The organism is Rhizobium sp. P1_C7 (assembly GCF_056406295.1).
The window spans coordinates 64665-79209 of sequence record NZ_JBFUAL010000018.1 but is presented as its reverse complement, the minus strand read 5'-3'; the positions used below and the strand labels follow the sequence as shown (position 1 = coordinate 79209).

The 14545-nt window shown below is 61.0% G+C and carries 13 protein-coding genes; 8 read left to right on the top strand and 5 right to left on the bottom strand.

What is annotated here, in order from left to right; translation table 11 throughout:
- Positions 1–28: 28 nt before the first annotated feature.
- From AC1D2R_RS23650 to AC1D2R_RS23620, 7 genes are all read left to right on the top strand, one after another.
- Positions 29–1057, top strand: a complete 1029-nt coding sequence (locus AC1D2R_RS23650; protein ID WP_477971070.1) for an ABC transporter substrate-binding protein — start codon at positions 29–31, stop codon at positions 1055–1057.
- Positions 1058–1137: 80 nt separating this feature from the next.
- Positions 1138–3372, top strand: coding sequence for an ABC transporter permease (locus AC1D2R_RS23645; RefSeq protein WP_477971068.1), 2235 nt, complete (start codon positions 1138–1140; stop codon positions 3370–3372).
- On the top strand, positions 3369–4433 hold the full coding sequence (locus tag AC1D2R_RS23640) for an ABC transporter ATP-binding protein (RefSeq protein WP_477971066.1): 1065 nt from the start codon (positions 3369–3371) through the stop codon (positions 4431–4433). The genes AC1D2R_RS23645 and AC1D2R_RS23640 overlap by 4 nt, the downstream gene beginning before the upstream one ends.
- 34 nt (positions 4434–4467) lie before the next feature.
- Positions 4468–5268, top strand: a complete 801-nt coding sequence (locus tag AC1D2R_RS23635; protein ID WP_477971064.1) for an inositol monophosphatase family protein — start codon at positions 4468–4470, stop codon at positions 5266–5268.
- Positions 5269–6054: 786 nt separating this feature from the next.
- Positions 6055–6969 (top strand): DnaJ C-terminal domain-containing protein, encoded by a 915-nt coding sequence (locus AC1D2R_RS23630; protein WP_477971062.1) that lies wholly within the window; start codon positions 6055–6057, stop codon positions 6967–6969.
- A gap of 2 nt (positions 6970–6971) precedes the next feature.
- Positions 6972–7304 carry a chaperone modulator CbpM gene (locus AC1D2R_RS23625; protein WP_477971060.1) on the top strand — a complete coding sequence of 111 codons (333 nt, stop codon included), beginning with the start codon at positions 6972–6974 and terminating at the stop codon, positions 7302–7304.
- A gap of 68 nt (positions 7305–7372) precedes the next feature.
- Positions 7373–7552: a hypothetical protein gene (locus tag AC1D2R_RS23620; protein ID WP_477971058.1), complete on the top strand. Its 180-nt coding sequence runs from the start codon at positions 7373–7375 to the stop codon at positions 7550–7552.
- Positions 7553–7625: 73 nt separating this feature from the next.
- Here AC1D2R_RS23620 and AC1D2R_RS23615 read toward each other — a convergent pair whose 3' ends face one another.
- Complete coding sequence (locus AC1D2R_RS23615) at positions 7626–8306, bottom strand: redoxin domain-containing protein (RefSeq protein ID WP_477971055.1); 681 nt, start codon at positions 8304–8306, stop codon at positions 7626–7628.
- Between the two features lie 527 nt (positions 8307–8833).
- On the opposite strand from AC1D2R_RS23615, the gene AC1D2R_RS23610 reads away from it, so the two are divergent.
- Positions 8834–9616, top strand: a complete 783-nt coding sequence (locus AC1D2R_RS23610) for an alpha/beta fold hydrolase (protein ID WP_477971053.1) — start codon at positions 8834–8836, stop codon at positions 9614–9616.
- 106 nt (positions 9617–9722) lie between these two features.
- Here AC1D2R_RS23610 and nadC read toward each other — a convergent pair whose 3' ends face one another.
- The 4 genes from nadC to AC1D2R_RS23590 all read right to left on the bottom strand — a co-directional run bounded on the left by nadC (position 9723) and on the right by AC1D2R_RS23590 (position 14060).
- The gene (nadC, locus tag AC1D2R_RS23605) at positions 9723–10574 is read right to left on the bottom strand and encodes a carboxylating nicotinate-nucleotide diphosphorylase (RefSeq protein WP_477971051.1); all 852 of its coding nucleotides are present in this window, start codon (positions 10572–10574) and stop codon (positions 9723–9725) included.
- 1 nt (position 10575) lies between these two features.
- A complete protein-coding gene (locus tag AC1D2R_RS23600) occupies positions 10576–12120 on the bottom strand; it encodes an L-aspartate oxidase (protein WP_477971049.1) in 1545 nt (514 codons plus the stop codon).
- The gene (nadA, locus tag AC1D2R_RS23595; RefSeq protein WP_477971047.1) at positions 12117–13088 is read right to left on the bottom strand and encodes a quinolinate synthase NadA; all 972 of its coding nucleotides are present in this window, start codon (positions 13086–13088) and stop codon (positions 12117–12119) included. Before nadA ends, AC1D2R_RS23600 begins: the two co-directional genes overlap by 4 nt.
- Before the next feature lie 69 nt (positions 13089–13157).
- Positions 13158–14060, bottom strand: a complete 903-nt coding sequence (locus AC1D2R_RS23590) for an NUDIX hydrolase (protein ID WP_477971045.1) — start codon at positions 14058–14060, stop codon at positions 13158–13160.
- Positions 14061–14545 lie beyond the last annotated feature (485 nt).

The window sequence follows — 14545 nt, the reverse complement described above, 5'->3', positions numbered from 1 at the left end:
GAGGCGCCGCTATCACCAGGAGGACAATATGCGACCGATTAAATTGGCCGCGGCACTGCTTGCCGCGGGGGTATCTTTTGTTGCCTTTTCAGCGAACGCTGCGGGCGACCTCAATCTCATTTGTTCGGCTGATCCCGTGGTTTGCGATCTGATGAAGGAACTGTTCGAGAAGCAGTCCGACATCAAGGTCAACATGGTCCGTCTGTCCGCTGGCGAGACCTATGCGAAGATCCGCGCCGAAGCCCGCAACCCGAAGACGGACATCTGGTGGGCCGGCACCGGGGACCCCCACCTGCAGGCCGCTACGGAAGGGCTGACACAGGAGTACAAATCACCACTGTTCGACCAGTTGCAGGAGTGGGCAAAGAAACAGGCGGAAAGTTCGGGCTTCCGGACGGTCGGCGTCTATGCCGGTGCGCTGGGCTGGGGTTACAATACCGATATCCTTCAGAAAAAGAGTCTCAAGGAACCCAAATGCTGGGCCGATCTCCTCGACACGTCCTACAAGGGCGAGATCCAGATCGCCAACCCGAACTCCTCCGGAACGTCCTACAACACGCTTGCGACACTCGTGCAGATCATGGGCGAGGACCAGGCGTTCGACTATCTCTCGAAGCTCAACGCCAACGTTTCGCAATACACCAAGTCGGGTTCCGCACCGGTCAAGGCGGCCGCCCGCGGAGAATCCACGATCGGCATCGTGTTCATGCATGACGCCGTCGCGCAAACGGTCGAAGGCTTCCCGATCAAGGCCGTCGCGCCGTGCGAGGGCACTGGCTACGAGATTGGTTCAATGTCGATCGTCAAGGGCGCGAAAAACCTGGACAATGCCAAGAAGTGGTATGACTGGGCGCTGAGTGCCGAGGCGCAATCGCACATGAAGGATGCCAAATCCTTCCAGCTCCCTTCGAACAAGTCGGCCGAAATTCCCAAGGAAGCCCCGAAGTTCGAGGACATCAAGCTGATTGACTACGACTTCAAGAAGTTCGGCGACCCGACTGTCCGTAAAGCGTTGCTTGGACGCTGGGACAAGGAAATCGGCGCGAAGGCGAACTAGGACCAAAACTGGCGCGGCCGGAGTTGGACCCTCCGGCCGGCTTGTCGTTCGAGATAACTCATTGGGATGCAGATCCGATCATGACCAATAGCAATCGCAGGCTGGATATCGCCCTGCTCGTTGGCGTCGCCGCATTGGTGCTTCTGCCATGGTACCGGATAGAGGGTGGCTTCTTCGGGCTCGGCTGGGCAGCTGGTTTCGCACGTGAGCCGTCCACGGCGCCCGGCCTGCTGGAGATCGTGCGCTACGGCCGCCCGTGGCTTGCGGCAGTAGTGGCGTTTCTCTTGATGGCAGGCACAGCACGCTTCATCTCTGCTCCATCCCGGCGCGGCGCGCTGCTTGCGTGGGCGGGCGGCCTTGGCGTTTTCTTTCTTGCCCTCCAGGGGTTGGCGATCAACTTCTCCGGTTGGAGCTGGACGATCAGCGAGACCCTGTTCGGCGCGCTTGCCGACGGCCAGCCCTCCATGGGCGCGGGCGCAATCGTCACCGGCGTCGTCTTCGTTCTCCTCTTTTCCTTCGGCCTTGCAGAACGTGGCGCCATGAAGGGCGATGTCTTCGTGGTGAGTGCGATCACGATGCTCGTTGTTCTGGTCGCGATCTTCGTGTTCTACCCCGTCGGCAGCATGTTCATGGGGGCGTTCCAGGCCTTCGATGGTTCGTTCAATCCGGATGGCTTCATCAGCAATATTCAGGACCCCTCCATCTGGAGCCTGAGCTGCCTGACGGGTGGCGATCGCTGCGGCGTTGCCTGGCGCACGCTCTTCCTGGCGATCATGACGGCCGGCGGCGCGACGTTGCTGGGTCTGTGCTTTGCGCTCGTTGCCACCCGCACGCGCTTTCCGTTCAAGACGGGGCTGCGTCTGCTCACCATTCTGCCGATCATTACCCCACCCTTCGTGGTCGGTCTCGCCCTGACGCTCCTCTTCGGCCGCGCCGGTGTCGTCACTCAAGCGGCCGCCTCGATCTTCGGCACGGAGCCCGGACGTTGGCTCTATGGTTTGACCGGCATCTGGATTGCGCAGGTCCTGTCCTTCACCCCCATCGCCTTCCTCGTCTTGATCGGCGTCGTCGAGGGCGTAAGTCCCTCGATGGAGGAAGCCTCGCAGACATTGCGTGCCGACCGCTGGCGCACGTTCTGGTGGGTTTCGCTGCCCTTGATGAAGCCGGGCCTGGCAAATGCGTTCCTGATCGGCTTTATCGAAAGCATGGCGGATTTCGGCAACCCGATGGTTCTGGGCGGCAGTCACGGCGTTCTCTCCACTGAGATCTTCTTTGCAGTCGTCGGTTCTCAGAACGATCCGTCGCGCGCCGCGGTGCTCGCAATGATCCTGCTGTTCTTTACCATGTCGGCATTCATCGCGCAGCGTTTCTGGCTGTCGGGAAAGAGTTTCGCCACGGTCACCGGCAAGGGTGACTCCGGCGTTCATATCGCCCTGCCCCGCGGTCTGTCGATCGCCGCGCATGGCCTCGTCATTCCCTGGATGGTCTTTACCATCGTCGTCTACGTGATGATTCTCTTTGGCGGTTTTGTGCGGACCTGGGGCCTGGACAACACGCTGACGTTCGAGCACTACATCAAGGCCTTCTCGATCGGGTGGCGTAATGACGGCGGACTTGCGTGGACCGGCGTTGCCTGGAATTCGTTCTGGACAACCATGGAGATCTCGCTGATCTCGGCGCCACTGACGGCAGCCGTCGGATTGCTCACCGCATACCTGATCGTGCGCCAGAAGTTCGTTGGCCGAAACCTCTTTGAATTCGCCCTGATGATGAGTTTCGCCATCCCGGGTACTGTCATCGGCATCAGCTACATCATGGCATTCAATCTGCCGCCGCTGGAAATGACGGGCACGGCCCTCATCCTCGTCGCGTGCTTCGTCTTCCGCAACATGCCGGTTGGCGTGCGCGGCGGCGTTGCAGCCATGAGCCAACTGGACAAAAGCCTTGACGAGGCCTCGCTGACGCTTGGCGCCGGAACGTTCCGGACGATCCGCAAAGTGATCCTACCACTGTTGCGCCCAGCCATTACCGCCGCACTGGTCTACTCGTTCGTGCGCGCCATCACCTCAATCAGCGCAGTGATCTTCCTGGTCAGCGCAGAGTACAACATGTCGACTGCCTATATCGTCGGCCTTGTCGAGAACGGCGAATACGGGGTCGCCATCGCTTATTCCTCCGTGCTGATCGTTGTGATGATCACGGTCATTACAGGCTTCCAGTTTCTCGTCGGCGAACGGAGGCTGCGCCGGGAAAACCGCGTGGGCAACGCGACCCGCAAAACTTCCGCACCCATCGGTCAGGAGAAAACCGCATGACCCTGAAATCCCAAGGTTCCGTCGTCTTCGAGAACGTTCGCAAGACCTTCGGCGCATTCACCGCGATACCGGACCTGTCCCTGACGATCGAGCCGGGTACGCTCGTCACCCTGCTGGGACCTTCCGGCTGCGGCAAGACCACCACGTTGCGGATGCTGGCGGGGCTGGAACATCCGTCGTCCGGTCGGATCCTTATCGGCGGCAAGGACGTGACGATGCTCCCCGCCAACGAGCGTGACGTGTCGATGGTGTTTCAGAGTTATGCGCTGTTTCCGCATATGACGGCGCGCGACAATGTCGCCTATGGACTGGAGTCCTCGGGCATCAAGCGGCAGGAAGCGCGCGAACGCGCAGAGGAAGGCCTGCAACTCGTGGGGCTTGCCGGAATGGGCAAGCGCTTGCCTGCCGAGTTGTCGGGTGGCCAGCAGCAGCGGGTCGCCGTTGCCCGCGCGCTCGTCCTGGAGCCGCAGGTTCTCCTTCTTGACGAGCCGCTCTCCAATCTCGACGCACGCCTGCGCCGGCGCGTGCGCACGGAAATTCGTGAACTGCAGCAGCGGCTGGGTTTCACCGCTGTTTACGTGACACACGACCAGGAAGAGGCGCTCGCCGTCTCGGACCGGATCATCATCATGAAGGACGGGTACATCGCGCAGCAAGGCGCGCCTCGCGAACTATATGAAACGCCGACCTCCGCCTTCATCGCCGACTTCATGGGCGAGGCAAATGTCATGGCCTGCGATGTCGTTGGTGTCGACGGGAACAATGCGACGATCAAGATCGAAGGTCTGCAGCACCGCGTCGTGGGCCGCAACGTGAAGACGGGACCGGCGCAGCTTGCGATCCGCCCCAACGCCATCACGCTTTCGCCACGCTTGGCCAGCAGTTCCTTCAACGGCCAGATTACCCACGCGGCCTACCTGGGCGATCACGTCGAGTATGAAGTCAAGACAAGCAATGGGACGCTGTTTGTTGTCGACCCGGCGGTCGAGAAGGCGCTCGATCCTTTGACCGAAGTCTCGATTGGCTTCAAGGATCGTGGTATCGCGATTATCAACGATTGAGTACAATTATCTGTTTTATAAAGGAAATGTTGTCATGACATCGCATGTCATATCAGGACTTGAAACGCGCCTGGCGCTCGCCGAGGCCGTTGCCCGTGAAGCGGGAGACGTCGCTCTCGACTACTTCAAGCGTCGCGAAACGCTTGTTGTCGAGACCAAAAGGGACCCGCAGGACGTCGTATCGATCGCAGACCGCGAAGTCGAAAACCTGATCCGTGCGAGGTTCCACGAAGCCTACCCGACCGATGGCATTCTGGGTGAAGAGTATGGGCTGACGCGCGGAACCTCTGGATTCACCTGGGTCATCGACCCGATCGACGGCACGAGCCCCTTCGTCAATGGCATGCCAAACTGGTGCGTATCCATCGGCCTCTTGTATGGCAACGAACCCGTCGTCGGCGTGATCTCGGCACCGTGCCATGATGAGCTCTATGCCGCTGCACTCGGCATGGGCGCGACACTAAATGGACATGCGCTAAAGCTCGATCCGGCTCGCAATATCAGAAATGCCGTCACCGGCATTGGCGCGAACAACTATGTGACCCCCGCCTTTGTCGCTAAGATGGTCGAAGATCTTCTGAGCGCGGGCGGCAACTTCATTCGAAATGGCTCCGGCGCGCTTATGCTCGCCTACGTCGCAGCCGGTCGCCTGGTTGGCTATTACGAGCCCTACATGCACGCTTGGGACTGCCTTGCCGGCTATTGCCTGGTCCGGGAGGCCGGCGGCTGGTTCCATCCCTTCCCGACCGAAGGCGAACAACTGACCAAGGGCTCGCGCGTCCTTGCCGCAGCGCCAGGCGCAATCGACGATCTGCGCAAGATTGCCGGCATCTGAGCCCTGCCTGTGACAGGCCATTCTGCTCCCTGTGGAGCGAGTGGCCAATACGCGCGTCAGGCAGCCTCAGTGCTTCATCAAGATCATTTTGCACAAGGCGGCAGAGAATAGGGGATGGCAGCCGGGCCATTGGCTGAATTTCTTGGAAAAGCGAAAAGGCGTCGGCGACGGAAATTGAACCGAGCCCATCCAGTGCTACGACAATCCGCACCCCGGCGCCCAGCGGCGTCGGGTGAGCCATGGCGCAGAGGTCTCTGGCAATGGACGTCGGGCCGACCTTGCCAAAGGAGAACGACCCGACACTATACTTGGACGACGTACGGTTAGGGACCGCTATCGAGGCTTCGTCCCTGTTAGCTCCTCATGCTCCGGCTTTAAGGCCCCTACGAGAGACGCAGGAAACCTGAGGCATGAAGCTGGACAAGCTGGACATAGGCGGAAGGTCCGCCTCGTCCCAGCCATCTATCAAGCTCGCTCTTGGGGAATGACGGGCCCGAGTGGTTCCCCTTGGAATGCTCCCCACACATCCTTGAGATCGAGCATTTTCCCGATCGTGCCTTCGAACCATGCCCCAACGGGAGTTGCCCCTTCCATGTCGAAGTATTCGACCGGCGCAGGGTCCGTGGCGGAGCTGGAATTCGTGCCTCCAGCTCCCTCGGCAGAATATCCACCCTCGCCCACCGAACCGCTCATACGCTCTGATCGTACCCCTCGTCGGAGGGCGATCAGCAACCTATATACGTGGCGACAAGCGGGCGGTATTAGCCGGCTGAACCGGAGACATGTATGAGCCGCGATCCATACGAGCTTTTGGGCGTAAAGAAGGACGCCACGCAGAAAGACATTCAAAGCGCCTTCCGCAAGCTTGCCAAGAAGCTGCATCCCGATCTCAACCCGGGCGACAAGAAGGCAGAGGACCAGTTCAAGGAGGTATCCACCGCCTACGAGATCCTGAGCGACGAGGAAAAGCGCAAACGCTTCGACCGCGGTGAGATCGACATGACGGGCGCTGAGCAGGCACCGCGCAGCTACTACAGGGATTATGCGTCACAATCCGGCGCAAGCGACCCCTATCACAATAGCGCTGGCTTCGCCGACTTCGGCGATCACGACGACATCTTCTCCAGCTTCTTTTCCGGCAGAGCACGGGGCGGACAGTTTCGCTCCAACGGTCAGGACCGTCACTACTCGCTGGAGGTCGATTTCCTCGATGCCGTCAATGGCACCAAGACCCAGATAAAACTGCCGGATGGACCAGCGCTCGACCTGCAGATTCCAGCCGGAACACGCGACGGCCAAAGCCTGCGCCTGAAAGGCAAGGGCGAACCCGGGATCGGCGGCGGCCCGCCGGGTGATGCGCTCGTCGAAATCCGGGTACGACCCCATCGTTTCTATGTCCGCGATGGCGACGACATCCGCTTCGATCTTCCTATATCGCTGTCCGAGGCGGTGCTCGGTGGCAAGGTGCGTGCGCCGACACCGTCCGGTCCTGTGAACCTGACATTGCCGCCGAATTCGAACGCCGGGAAGGTCCTGCGATTGAAAGGCAAGGGCGTCCCCAAACGCGGTGGCGGAGCCGGTGATGCCTATGTGACGCTGAAGATCGTCTTGCCGGACACGCCAGATCAGCAGCTCGTCGATTTCATGACGAGCTGGTCTCCGTCCAATCCGCAGGATCCGAGAAAGAGCATGGGAGAATAGCCATGAATGATCTTGAATTCCGCCGCTTCCTGAAGATCGATGTGACGGTGCTGGAGATCTGGATCGATCAGGGCTGGCTGCTTCCGCAAGCGCAAGACGGCAATCGCGAGTTTCGTGACGCCGACGTGGCGCGCGGACGCCTGATCCTGGATCTCACGCAGGAGATGGGTGTCAACGAGGCCGGCGTCGATCTCATCATGGACCTTGTCGACCAGATCCATGGCCTGCGCGGGACGCTTCGCGACATGCTGTCCGCCATGGAACAGCAGGACGACGAGGTGAAGCGCAGGCTTCGCGGCAAACTCGACGCCCTTGGCCGCATACGAGGTCGGTGAGAGGTCGGGTCGTGTTGCAATCGACTGCCGTCCAATGGGACCACGTTGACCAGAGATCCACGACGACCATGAGATTGACGGAAATATCAATCGACGAGCCTCAGATCCTTGCGGAAGAGTTCGGAAATCTCGACTACCCCCGCGGTGATCGAGCCACGCGTGCGTTTGATGAAATGACGACTATGAGAAAGATCGACGTAGGGGTGATCGAAGCGGCTCAGCGCCTGCCCCCGCACGATGGGGTGTGAAAACTCACGCCCCGACGAATGTCATGCCGCATGTTTGCAGTGTCATCTTTCAAAAACGCAAGATGCGACGCCTTCAGTGTCGGAGACTGCCGGCAGCGGCGAGCATTTCCGCCGCGGTTGGAAAGATGCCAAGGCTATTCGGCCCGTCCTGCGCTTCGATTTGCACCCAGCGAACGATGCCGTCGGCGTCGACGAGGAAGTGCCCGACAAGCTGAGTGGGGTGGCTTGCGAAAATCGCGTGGTCGGTTTCATCAAGCTCGAAGCCGTCCTTGGCGTTGAGTACGGGATTGGCCGACATTGGATGTAGGGCTTCCGGCAATTCGCCCGTCGGATTAATGCGCGCTGCCTCGAATTGCGCCATGCTTGCCTGATATGGCCATGCCGGCTGCTCGTGGCTGTCCTCGAGCAGGAACTCGCCACGCGGCACGCCGAAGGCCCGGTGCGTGGAGCAATCCTGGTCACATAGGAGCACGGCCGGCGTGGGCCGGTGGCCGAAATACCTGCGGGCACGCTCCACCGGCGTGTTGATCACGGCCAGGGTTTCCACTCCCGCGGCGCGCAGAGCGGGCTGCAGGGCACCGAGCTGTCCCACCTGACGCCGACAAAACGGGCAATGCAGTCCGCGGAAGAAGGCGATCAGAAACGGGTGACCGTGGAGGTTGGCGAGAGAAACCGTTCCTTCTTGATTTGCCGACGGAAGCGCAAAGGCAGGCGCGTATTCTCCCGGTTGCAGCGGGCGTCTCTGGCCTCCCATGGCATCTGTCCTTTGCTGGGATTTCAGGTGAAGGCGGGGATTGATGCAAACCCAAACCCTATCACGCCACGTCACGGCTCGCTATATCCGGATCACCGAGCAAATCAGCTCAAGATATGAACCTCCGACGTTTTGCGACTTCGCTCAGCCTCACGTTTCGGCGATACGATCCCAGAACCGATCTGATAGGCTGCGATCTGCGAGCCGCACATCGACACACTCCACACGAAGGTACGGAGCGCTCCGCTTGTCCGAAAGGTTGCGGCGACACCTCGACGATACCCTGTCCTGCCCAGGATCGCTTGCATGGCTTTCGGGTGGTACGCCATCATGGTGTAGAGACCGGAGATTTGTCGTCCTGGTCTCTGCATAAGACTGCGAATGAGGCGTCGAGCCGAGAGCGATCACGTCCCTTGACTCCCAAGGATGGCCGGTTCAGCCGCCAGAAGACGACAATCCGGAGGCAACGTAGGTCCAGCGAGAATGGGAGCGAGGCTACACCCCATCAACGAAGGAAAGGAAACGTCATGCAACCGATAACCCGCCGTATGTTTACCGCAGCCCTAGCAACGGGTGCCACTGTCGGCCTCCTTGCGAAGGGTGTTCGCGCCAAGGACATGGTCAAGGCGAAGAACGTCGTTCTTGTCCACGGCCTGTTTGCCGACGGCTCCTGCTGGTCGGACGTCATCGCCCGTCTTCAGAAAGAGGGTCTCAGCGTGACCTCGGTTCAAAATCCGCTGACCACCCTTCCCGATGCAGTCGCGGCCGCCAAACGAGTTCTCGACCGTCAGGACGGCCCAACGGTTCTCGTCGGGCACTCATTTTCAGGGATGATTGTGACCGAGGCCGGCGTGCATCCGAATGTCTCCTCTCTCGTCTACATCGCCGCACGTGCGCCTGACGCCGGGGAGGACTATACCGCGCTCGCCAAGACCTACCCGACACCTCCCGCATCTGCAGGCATCGTCTTCGACGGTGACGAAGGACGGCTCACTGAAGAGGCCTTCCTCCACGATTTCGCGGGCGATGTGCCCGAGGCGAAGGCCAGAGTTCTATATGCGGTCCAGGAACCCTTCAACCGGGCCTTGCTTACGGGCAGGACGACCGAGGCGGCCTGGCGTTCGAAGCCGAGCTTCTACGCCGTGTCGAAGAACGACCGGACCATCAATCCCGATCTCGAACGCTTCATGGCTAAGCGTATGGGCGCTAAAACCGTCGAACTCGAATCCAGCCACGTCTCAATGATTTCGCAGCCCAAGGCGGTTACCGACCTCATCCTTGAGGCGGCCGGTGTGCGTGCGTCGAACTAGAACGGCCGGATAAGCCAAGGCACTGTACCAACGGCGCTTCGCAGATAGCACCCGAACATGATCTGCTCATCCTGGGTCTTCTCCGGGCGGGGGAAGCCGTCCTTGGTCAGGATAGCATGTCGAGACCAATGTCGAGGGTGGGCGCGCTGTGCGTGCACCAGCCGACGGAGATCAAATCCACCCCGGAGGCGGCGATTGCAGCAGCTGTAGTGGGTGTTATCCGACCCGAGGCCTCTATAATTGCCCGACGATCAACAATGGTGACCGCGTCGCGCAATTGCGCAGGTGTCATGTTGTCGAGCAGCACGGCATCAACGCCGATCTCCATTGCTTCGCGCAGCTGATCAAGCGTGTCGACTTCGACCTCGATTTTCACCATGTGGCCGACACCCGCCCGGGCACGCCGGATCGCTTCGGCCACGCCGCCGGCAATCGCCACGTGATTGTCCTTGATCAGAACGGCGTCATTCAGGGCGAAGCGATGGTTCATGCCCCCGCCGGCGCGAACCGCGTATTTCTCCAGTGCCCGCAGGCCCGGCGTCGTCTTGCGGGTGCAGGCGATCGATGCCCGGGTACCCTTGACCGCCTCGACCAGCGCGGCTGTGACCGTGGCGATGCCGGAAAGGTGACCGAGAAAGTTCAACGCCGTCCGTTCGCCTGTCAGCAATCCGCGGGAGGGTCCGCTGATCGTGGCGACAATATCGCCAGCATTGACGACTGACCCGTCCTCAAGGTGGCGCGCAATGGTTACCGCCGGATCGACGAGCTGAAATGCCAGCTCGGCGGCGTCGAGGCCAGCAAGGATGCCCGGCTGCCGCGCAGCCATCACCAGAGAAGAGCAGTGTTCCGCCGGAATGACCGCGGCTGAGGTGATGTCTCCGGCAAGGCCGAGGTCTTCGGCAAGCGCGTTGCGCACGATTGGCTCGATGATCAGTCGCGGCAGGGGAGCAAAGGTCATGTCAGGCACTCCGGGCAAATGAATGGTGCGTAGCGCGCGCTATGTCGAGCGCAGCCGAAAGGGTCATTGTGAGTCGCTCAGCGCGGGTGCGCGTCAAGGGGAAATCTGTGCGCGCGTGGGCGCCGCGCGATTCCGTCCTCAGCATCGCCGAGACGGCGATCAATAGAGCCACGGCAGCTGGATCTGCGCTCGGGCTGGCGTCATCGGCCAGCGGCAGCAAAGCGGCGATTGCGTCTTCAAGACTGGCTCCATGACGCAGGACGCCGAGGTGGCGAGACACGATTGATCGAACGATTGCCGTCTGTGCGGGAGGCCGGGGCCGGATTGGTAGGATTCCCCCCAAGAAAGCCGCGCTCCTCATCGTGCCACTGATATCCTGCCCGGCGTGCATGCCCATCACCGCCGCCTCGAGCAGCGAATTGCTGGCGAGCCGGTTGGCACCATGGAGACCTGTGGAAGCCGCCTCGCCGACGACCCAGAGGCCGGTGACCGAGCTGCGCCCTCTGAGATCAGTTGCTACGCCGCCCATGTGGTAGTGGACAGCCGGGCGAACGGGAATGAGATCTGTTGCGGGGTCTATCTCCGACTCCCCGCACAGGCGATGAATAGTCGGAAAGCGCGAAGCAAACCGGTCACCGAGTGCCCGGCGAGCATCGAGGAAGACCCGCCGCCCTTGCGACAGTTCCGAACTGATCGCGCGCGCAACGATATCGCGGGGTGCGAGATCGGCACCGTCGATATCGGCCATGAAGCGTTCGCCTCTATCGTTGACGAGGACGGCCCCCTCGCCGCGAACTGCTTCGCTGACCAGCGCAAGTGGCCGACGCGCAGAATCGAGGCCGGTCGGATGGAACTGCACGAACTCCATATCGGCCAGTATCGCGCCGGCATTCGCGGCAAGTGCGATCCCATGACCGAAGTTGGAGACGGGATTGGTCGTGGCGTCAAAGAGACCGCCAATGCCGCCGGTTGCGAGCACAACACTCGGGGTCGGAATGACCGCCGCACCCGACGCGGCCGATACCAAAAGGCCAGTGATCACCGAGCCCTCAGTCAGCAATGCGCGGGCTTCGGTTCCTTCCAGCATTTTGATCGATGGCGTGCGCGCAACCGCGCTGAGAAGCGCGCGAATGATAGCCGCACCGGATCCGTCGCCATCGGCATGCACGATACGGCGTCGTGAATGCGCAGCCTCCAGGCCGAGCGACAGGCGCCCATCCCCGTTGAGATCGAAATGAACACCGGCCCGCTCAAGTGCTGCAATCGCTGCGGGTCCTTCAGCAATGATGCCAGCGGCGGCCTTTACATCACAGAGTCCGTCACCGGCAGCCAGCGTATCGGCGAGATGGATGTCGGTGCTGTCATCGCAGCCGACTGCAGCGGCGATACCGCCCTGGGCCCACACGCTCGATGTTTCTGCGCCGAGCGCTGCGCGCGTGACAATGACGACGGGCTGCGGTGCAAGCGTTAGCGCAGTCATCAGGCCCGCCAGCCCGCTGCCGACGATTGCAACGTGGCCCTCGAGCTCGTGGAGAACCGTGGTCATACCGAAAGCATCCGTTCGACCGCACGGCGCGCTGCGACGGCGATCGCCGGATCAACCGTCACTTCATGGCGGTTTTCCTCCAGCGCGGTGCGGATGTTGGCAAGTGTGATCCGCTTCATGTGAGGGCAGAGATTGCAGGGCCGGATGAACTCGACATCGGGGTGATGCACGGCGACGTTATCGCTCATTGAGCATTCGGTCAGCAGCACCACGCGCGCCGGGCGCCGGTTTGCAACATAATCGGACATAACTGCCGTCGATCCCGCGAAATCGGCTTCCGCCACCACATCAGGCGGGCACTCAGGATGGGCGAGCACCGTGACACCTGGATGGTTCTCCCGTAGCTGGCGGACATCGTCCGCCGTGAAAAGTTCATGGACCTCGCAATGACCGTGCCAGGCAAGGACTTCCACACTGGTCTCCCTGGCAATGTTGCGCGCGAGATATTCGTCCGGGATCATCAGCACGCGCGGCACGCCGAGCGACTCGACCACCTGCTTGGCGTTGCCCGACGTGCAGCAGATGTCGGATGCCGCTTTCACGGCGGCCGAGGTGTTCACGTAGGTGATGATCGGCACGCCCGGATGTGCCTGGCGCAGCAGCGCGACATCCGCAGTGGTGATGGAGTCGGCCAGCGAACAGCCGGCTCCCATGTCTGGAATGAGCACCGTCTTCTCTGGATTGAGGAGCTTGGCTGTCTCCGCCATGAAATGGACGCCGGCCAGCACGATGACGTCGGCATCGACGTCGATTGCCTTGCGCGCCAGCGCCAGGCTGTCGCCGACGATATCGGCAACCCCGTGAAAGATCTCCGGCGTCTGGTAGTTGTGCGCCAGAATGACGGCGTTGCGCTCCCGCTTCAGTCTGAGGATTGCGTCCACGTCGTCCTCGAAGGACATCCACTCTGCCTTGGGAATGACACGGCTGACACGCTCATAGAGCGATGACGCGGAAACGGGATGATTCATGGCCGACTCCTATTTATACTCTATCTGAGCATATCTTGGGCAAATAGATATTCTCATCATGAGCATATGTCAATTCCGGGAGAGCGGCAATTTCGATCCGGCAAGCGCGCGTTCCTCCAGCACGGCATGGCGATAGCGAAAAAGCTTGGCAGGGCGCCCCCCCGTTTCGCTCTCCGTCTCGCCAGTTTCCTCAACGAGTTCCTGCTGTTCGACGAGCCTTCTGAAGTTTTGCTTGTGAAGCGTCAGGCCGGCCAGCGCCTCGACAGTGCGCTGCAGCGAAAGCAGCGTGAAGCTGTCAGGCATCAACTCGAAGACGACGGGCCGGTATTTGATCTTCGCACGCAGCCGCGCGATGCCGGTTGCCAGGATGCGGCGATGGTCTGCAAACATTGCGCGCCCCGGATTGATCTGCGCTGGTGCGCCAGCCTCGACAACAAGCCCGGCCTCGTAAAGCAGCTCGTAGCGCTGCAGCACCAGATCCTCGTTCCAGCGGCTGTCGCCGAGACCGAATGCGAAGATCACACGGCGTAGGCGCTCCTCACGTCGACCGGGTTCGCTGGCTGCCCACGTCGTGAGGTGGGCAGTTATCCCCTCGAGGATTGGCGGCGAGCCGGCGCGTCTGTCCTCCCACGGAAAATACTCGTACCAACCGTGCCAGCCAGGGCGGCCGGCGCCGGGTGCTGCCTGCTCGCGCACGAGGCCGAGATAGCTGATGGAAATTGTCCTGCCGCCAAGAATCTCATTGTTTCGGTCGCGATCGGCGAAGGTATAGAGCTGCTCCAGGTAACCGACCGGATGGGCCGTCTGTTCTTGAACCCACTCCCTGAGGCCGCTTTGCAGCGTGCGGTGCCCCATCTCGAAAGGACCCGAAGGCAGGGCGTCGCCGGAGCGGATCGTCATGACACGCGGCTCACCACCTGTCGCGGCAGCGAGTACGGCAATCAGTTCGGCATGGGCAAATCCAATCGTCAAGATCGCACGAATCCTGTTGTTGTCGCCAGACAATCTCTGGCACAGGGAGCGGCAAGACGAAAGCTCGCCCTGCAGTGCGGCGGCATTTCCGGTGACTTGTCCGCCTGAAGGCGCGAAAACCAGGGCTGCGTAGTGTTGCTCCCAAAGTGAAATATCTCTGGTTGGTTTCTACGATGGTAGCTGCGCTAGGCTTCCTTGGGCTATCTTGGTCGGCGACGGCCAAATGCAGTTGCATCAATGGTGGGCAGCATGAGCGCGCTCCCGGTGCGGGCAAGCCCAGTTCGCGCGATCGAGGCAATAGCGGTCGCGCAACTCGTCAATCGACAGTTTTTTTCACCGGCACATCGGCTGACCTCCCGAGTGCGGCTCGATTTGGTTATCTGTTGCAAGACACATGAGACCCGCCTCACTAAAGGCTTGAAACACATCCACAATTGGGCTGTCCTTGGCGCGGCTTCTCCGATGTGAGGCATGCACTATGAAAA

Bases quoted from the DNA above. Each gene is read 5' to 3' on its own strand.
- AC1D2R_RS23650 (WP_477971070.1), top strand. From the start codon at position 29: ATGCGACCGATTAAATTGGCCGCGGCACTGCTTGCCGCGGGGGTATCT.
- AC1D2R_RS23645 (WP_477971068.1), top strand. From the start codon at position 1,138: ATGACCAATAGCAATCGCAGGCTGGATATCGCCCTGCTCGTTGGCGTC.
- AC1D2R_RS23640 (WP_477971066.1), top strand. From the start codon at position 3,369: ATGACCCTGAAATCCCAAGGTTCCGTCGTCTTCGAGAACGTTCGCAAG.
- AC1D2R_RS23635 (WP_477971064.1), top strand. From the start codon at position 4,468: ATGACATCGCATGTCATATCAGGACTTGAAACGCGCCTGGCGCTCGCC.
- AC1D2R_RS23630 (WP_477971062.1), top strand. From the start codon at position 6,055: ATGAGCCGCGATCCATACGAGCTTTTGGGCGTAAAGAAGGACGCCACG.
- AC1D2R_RS23625 (WP_477971060.1), top strand. From the start codon at position 6,972: ATGAATGATCTTGAATTCCGCCGCTTCCTGAAGATCGATGTGACGGTG.
- AC1D2R_RS23620 (WP_477971058.1), top strand. From the start codon at position 7,373: ATGAGATTGACGGAAATATCAATCGACGAGCCTCAGATCCTTGCGGAA.
- AC1D2R_RS23615 (WP_477971055.1), bottom strand. From the start codon at position 8,306: ATGGGAGGCCAGAGACGCCCGCTGCAACCGGGAGAATACGCGCCTGCC.
- AC1D2R_RS23610 (WP_477971053.1), top strand. From the start codon at position 8,834: ATGCAACCGATAACCCGCCGTATGTTTACCGCAGCCCTAGCAACGGGT.
- nadC (WP_477971051.1), bottom strand. From the start codon at position 10,574: ATGACCTTTGCTCCCCTGCCGCGACTGATCATCGAGCCAATCGTGCGC.
- AC1D2R_RS23600 (WP_477971049.1), bottom strand. From the start codon at position 12,120: ATGACCACGGTTCTCCACGAGCTCGAGGGCCACGTTGCAATCGTCGGC.
- nadA (WP_477971047.1), bottom strand. From the start codon at position 13,088: ATGAATCATCCCGTTTCCGCGTCATCGCTCTATGAGCGTGTCAGCCGT.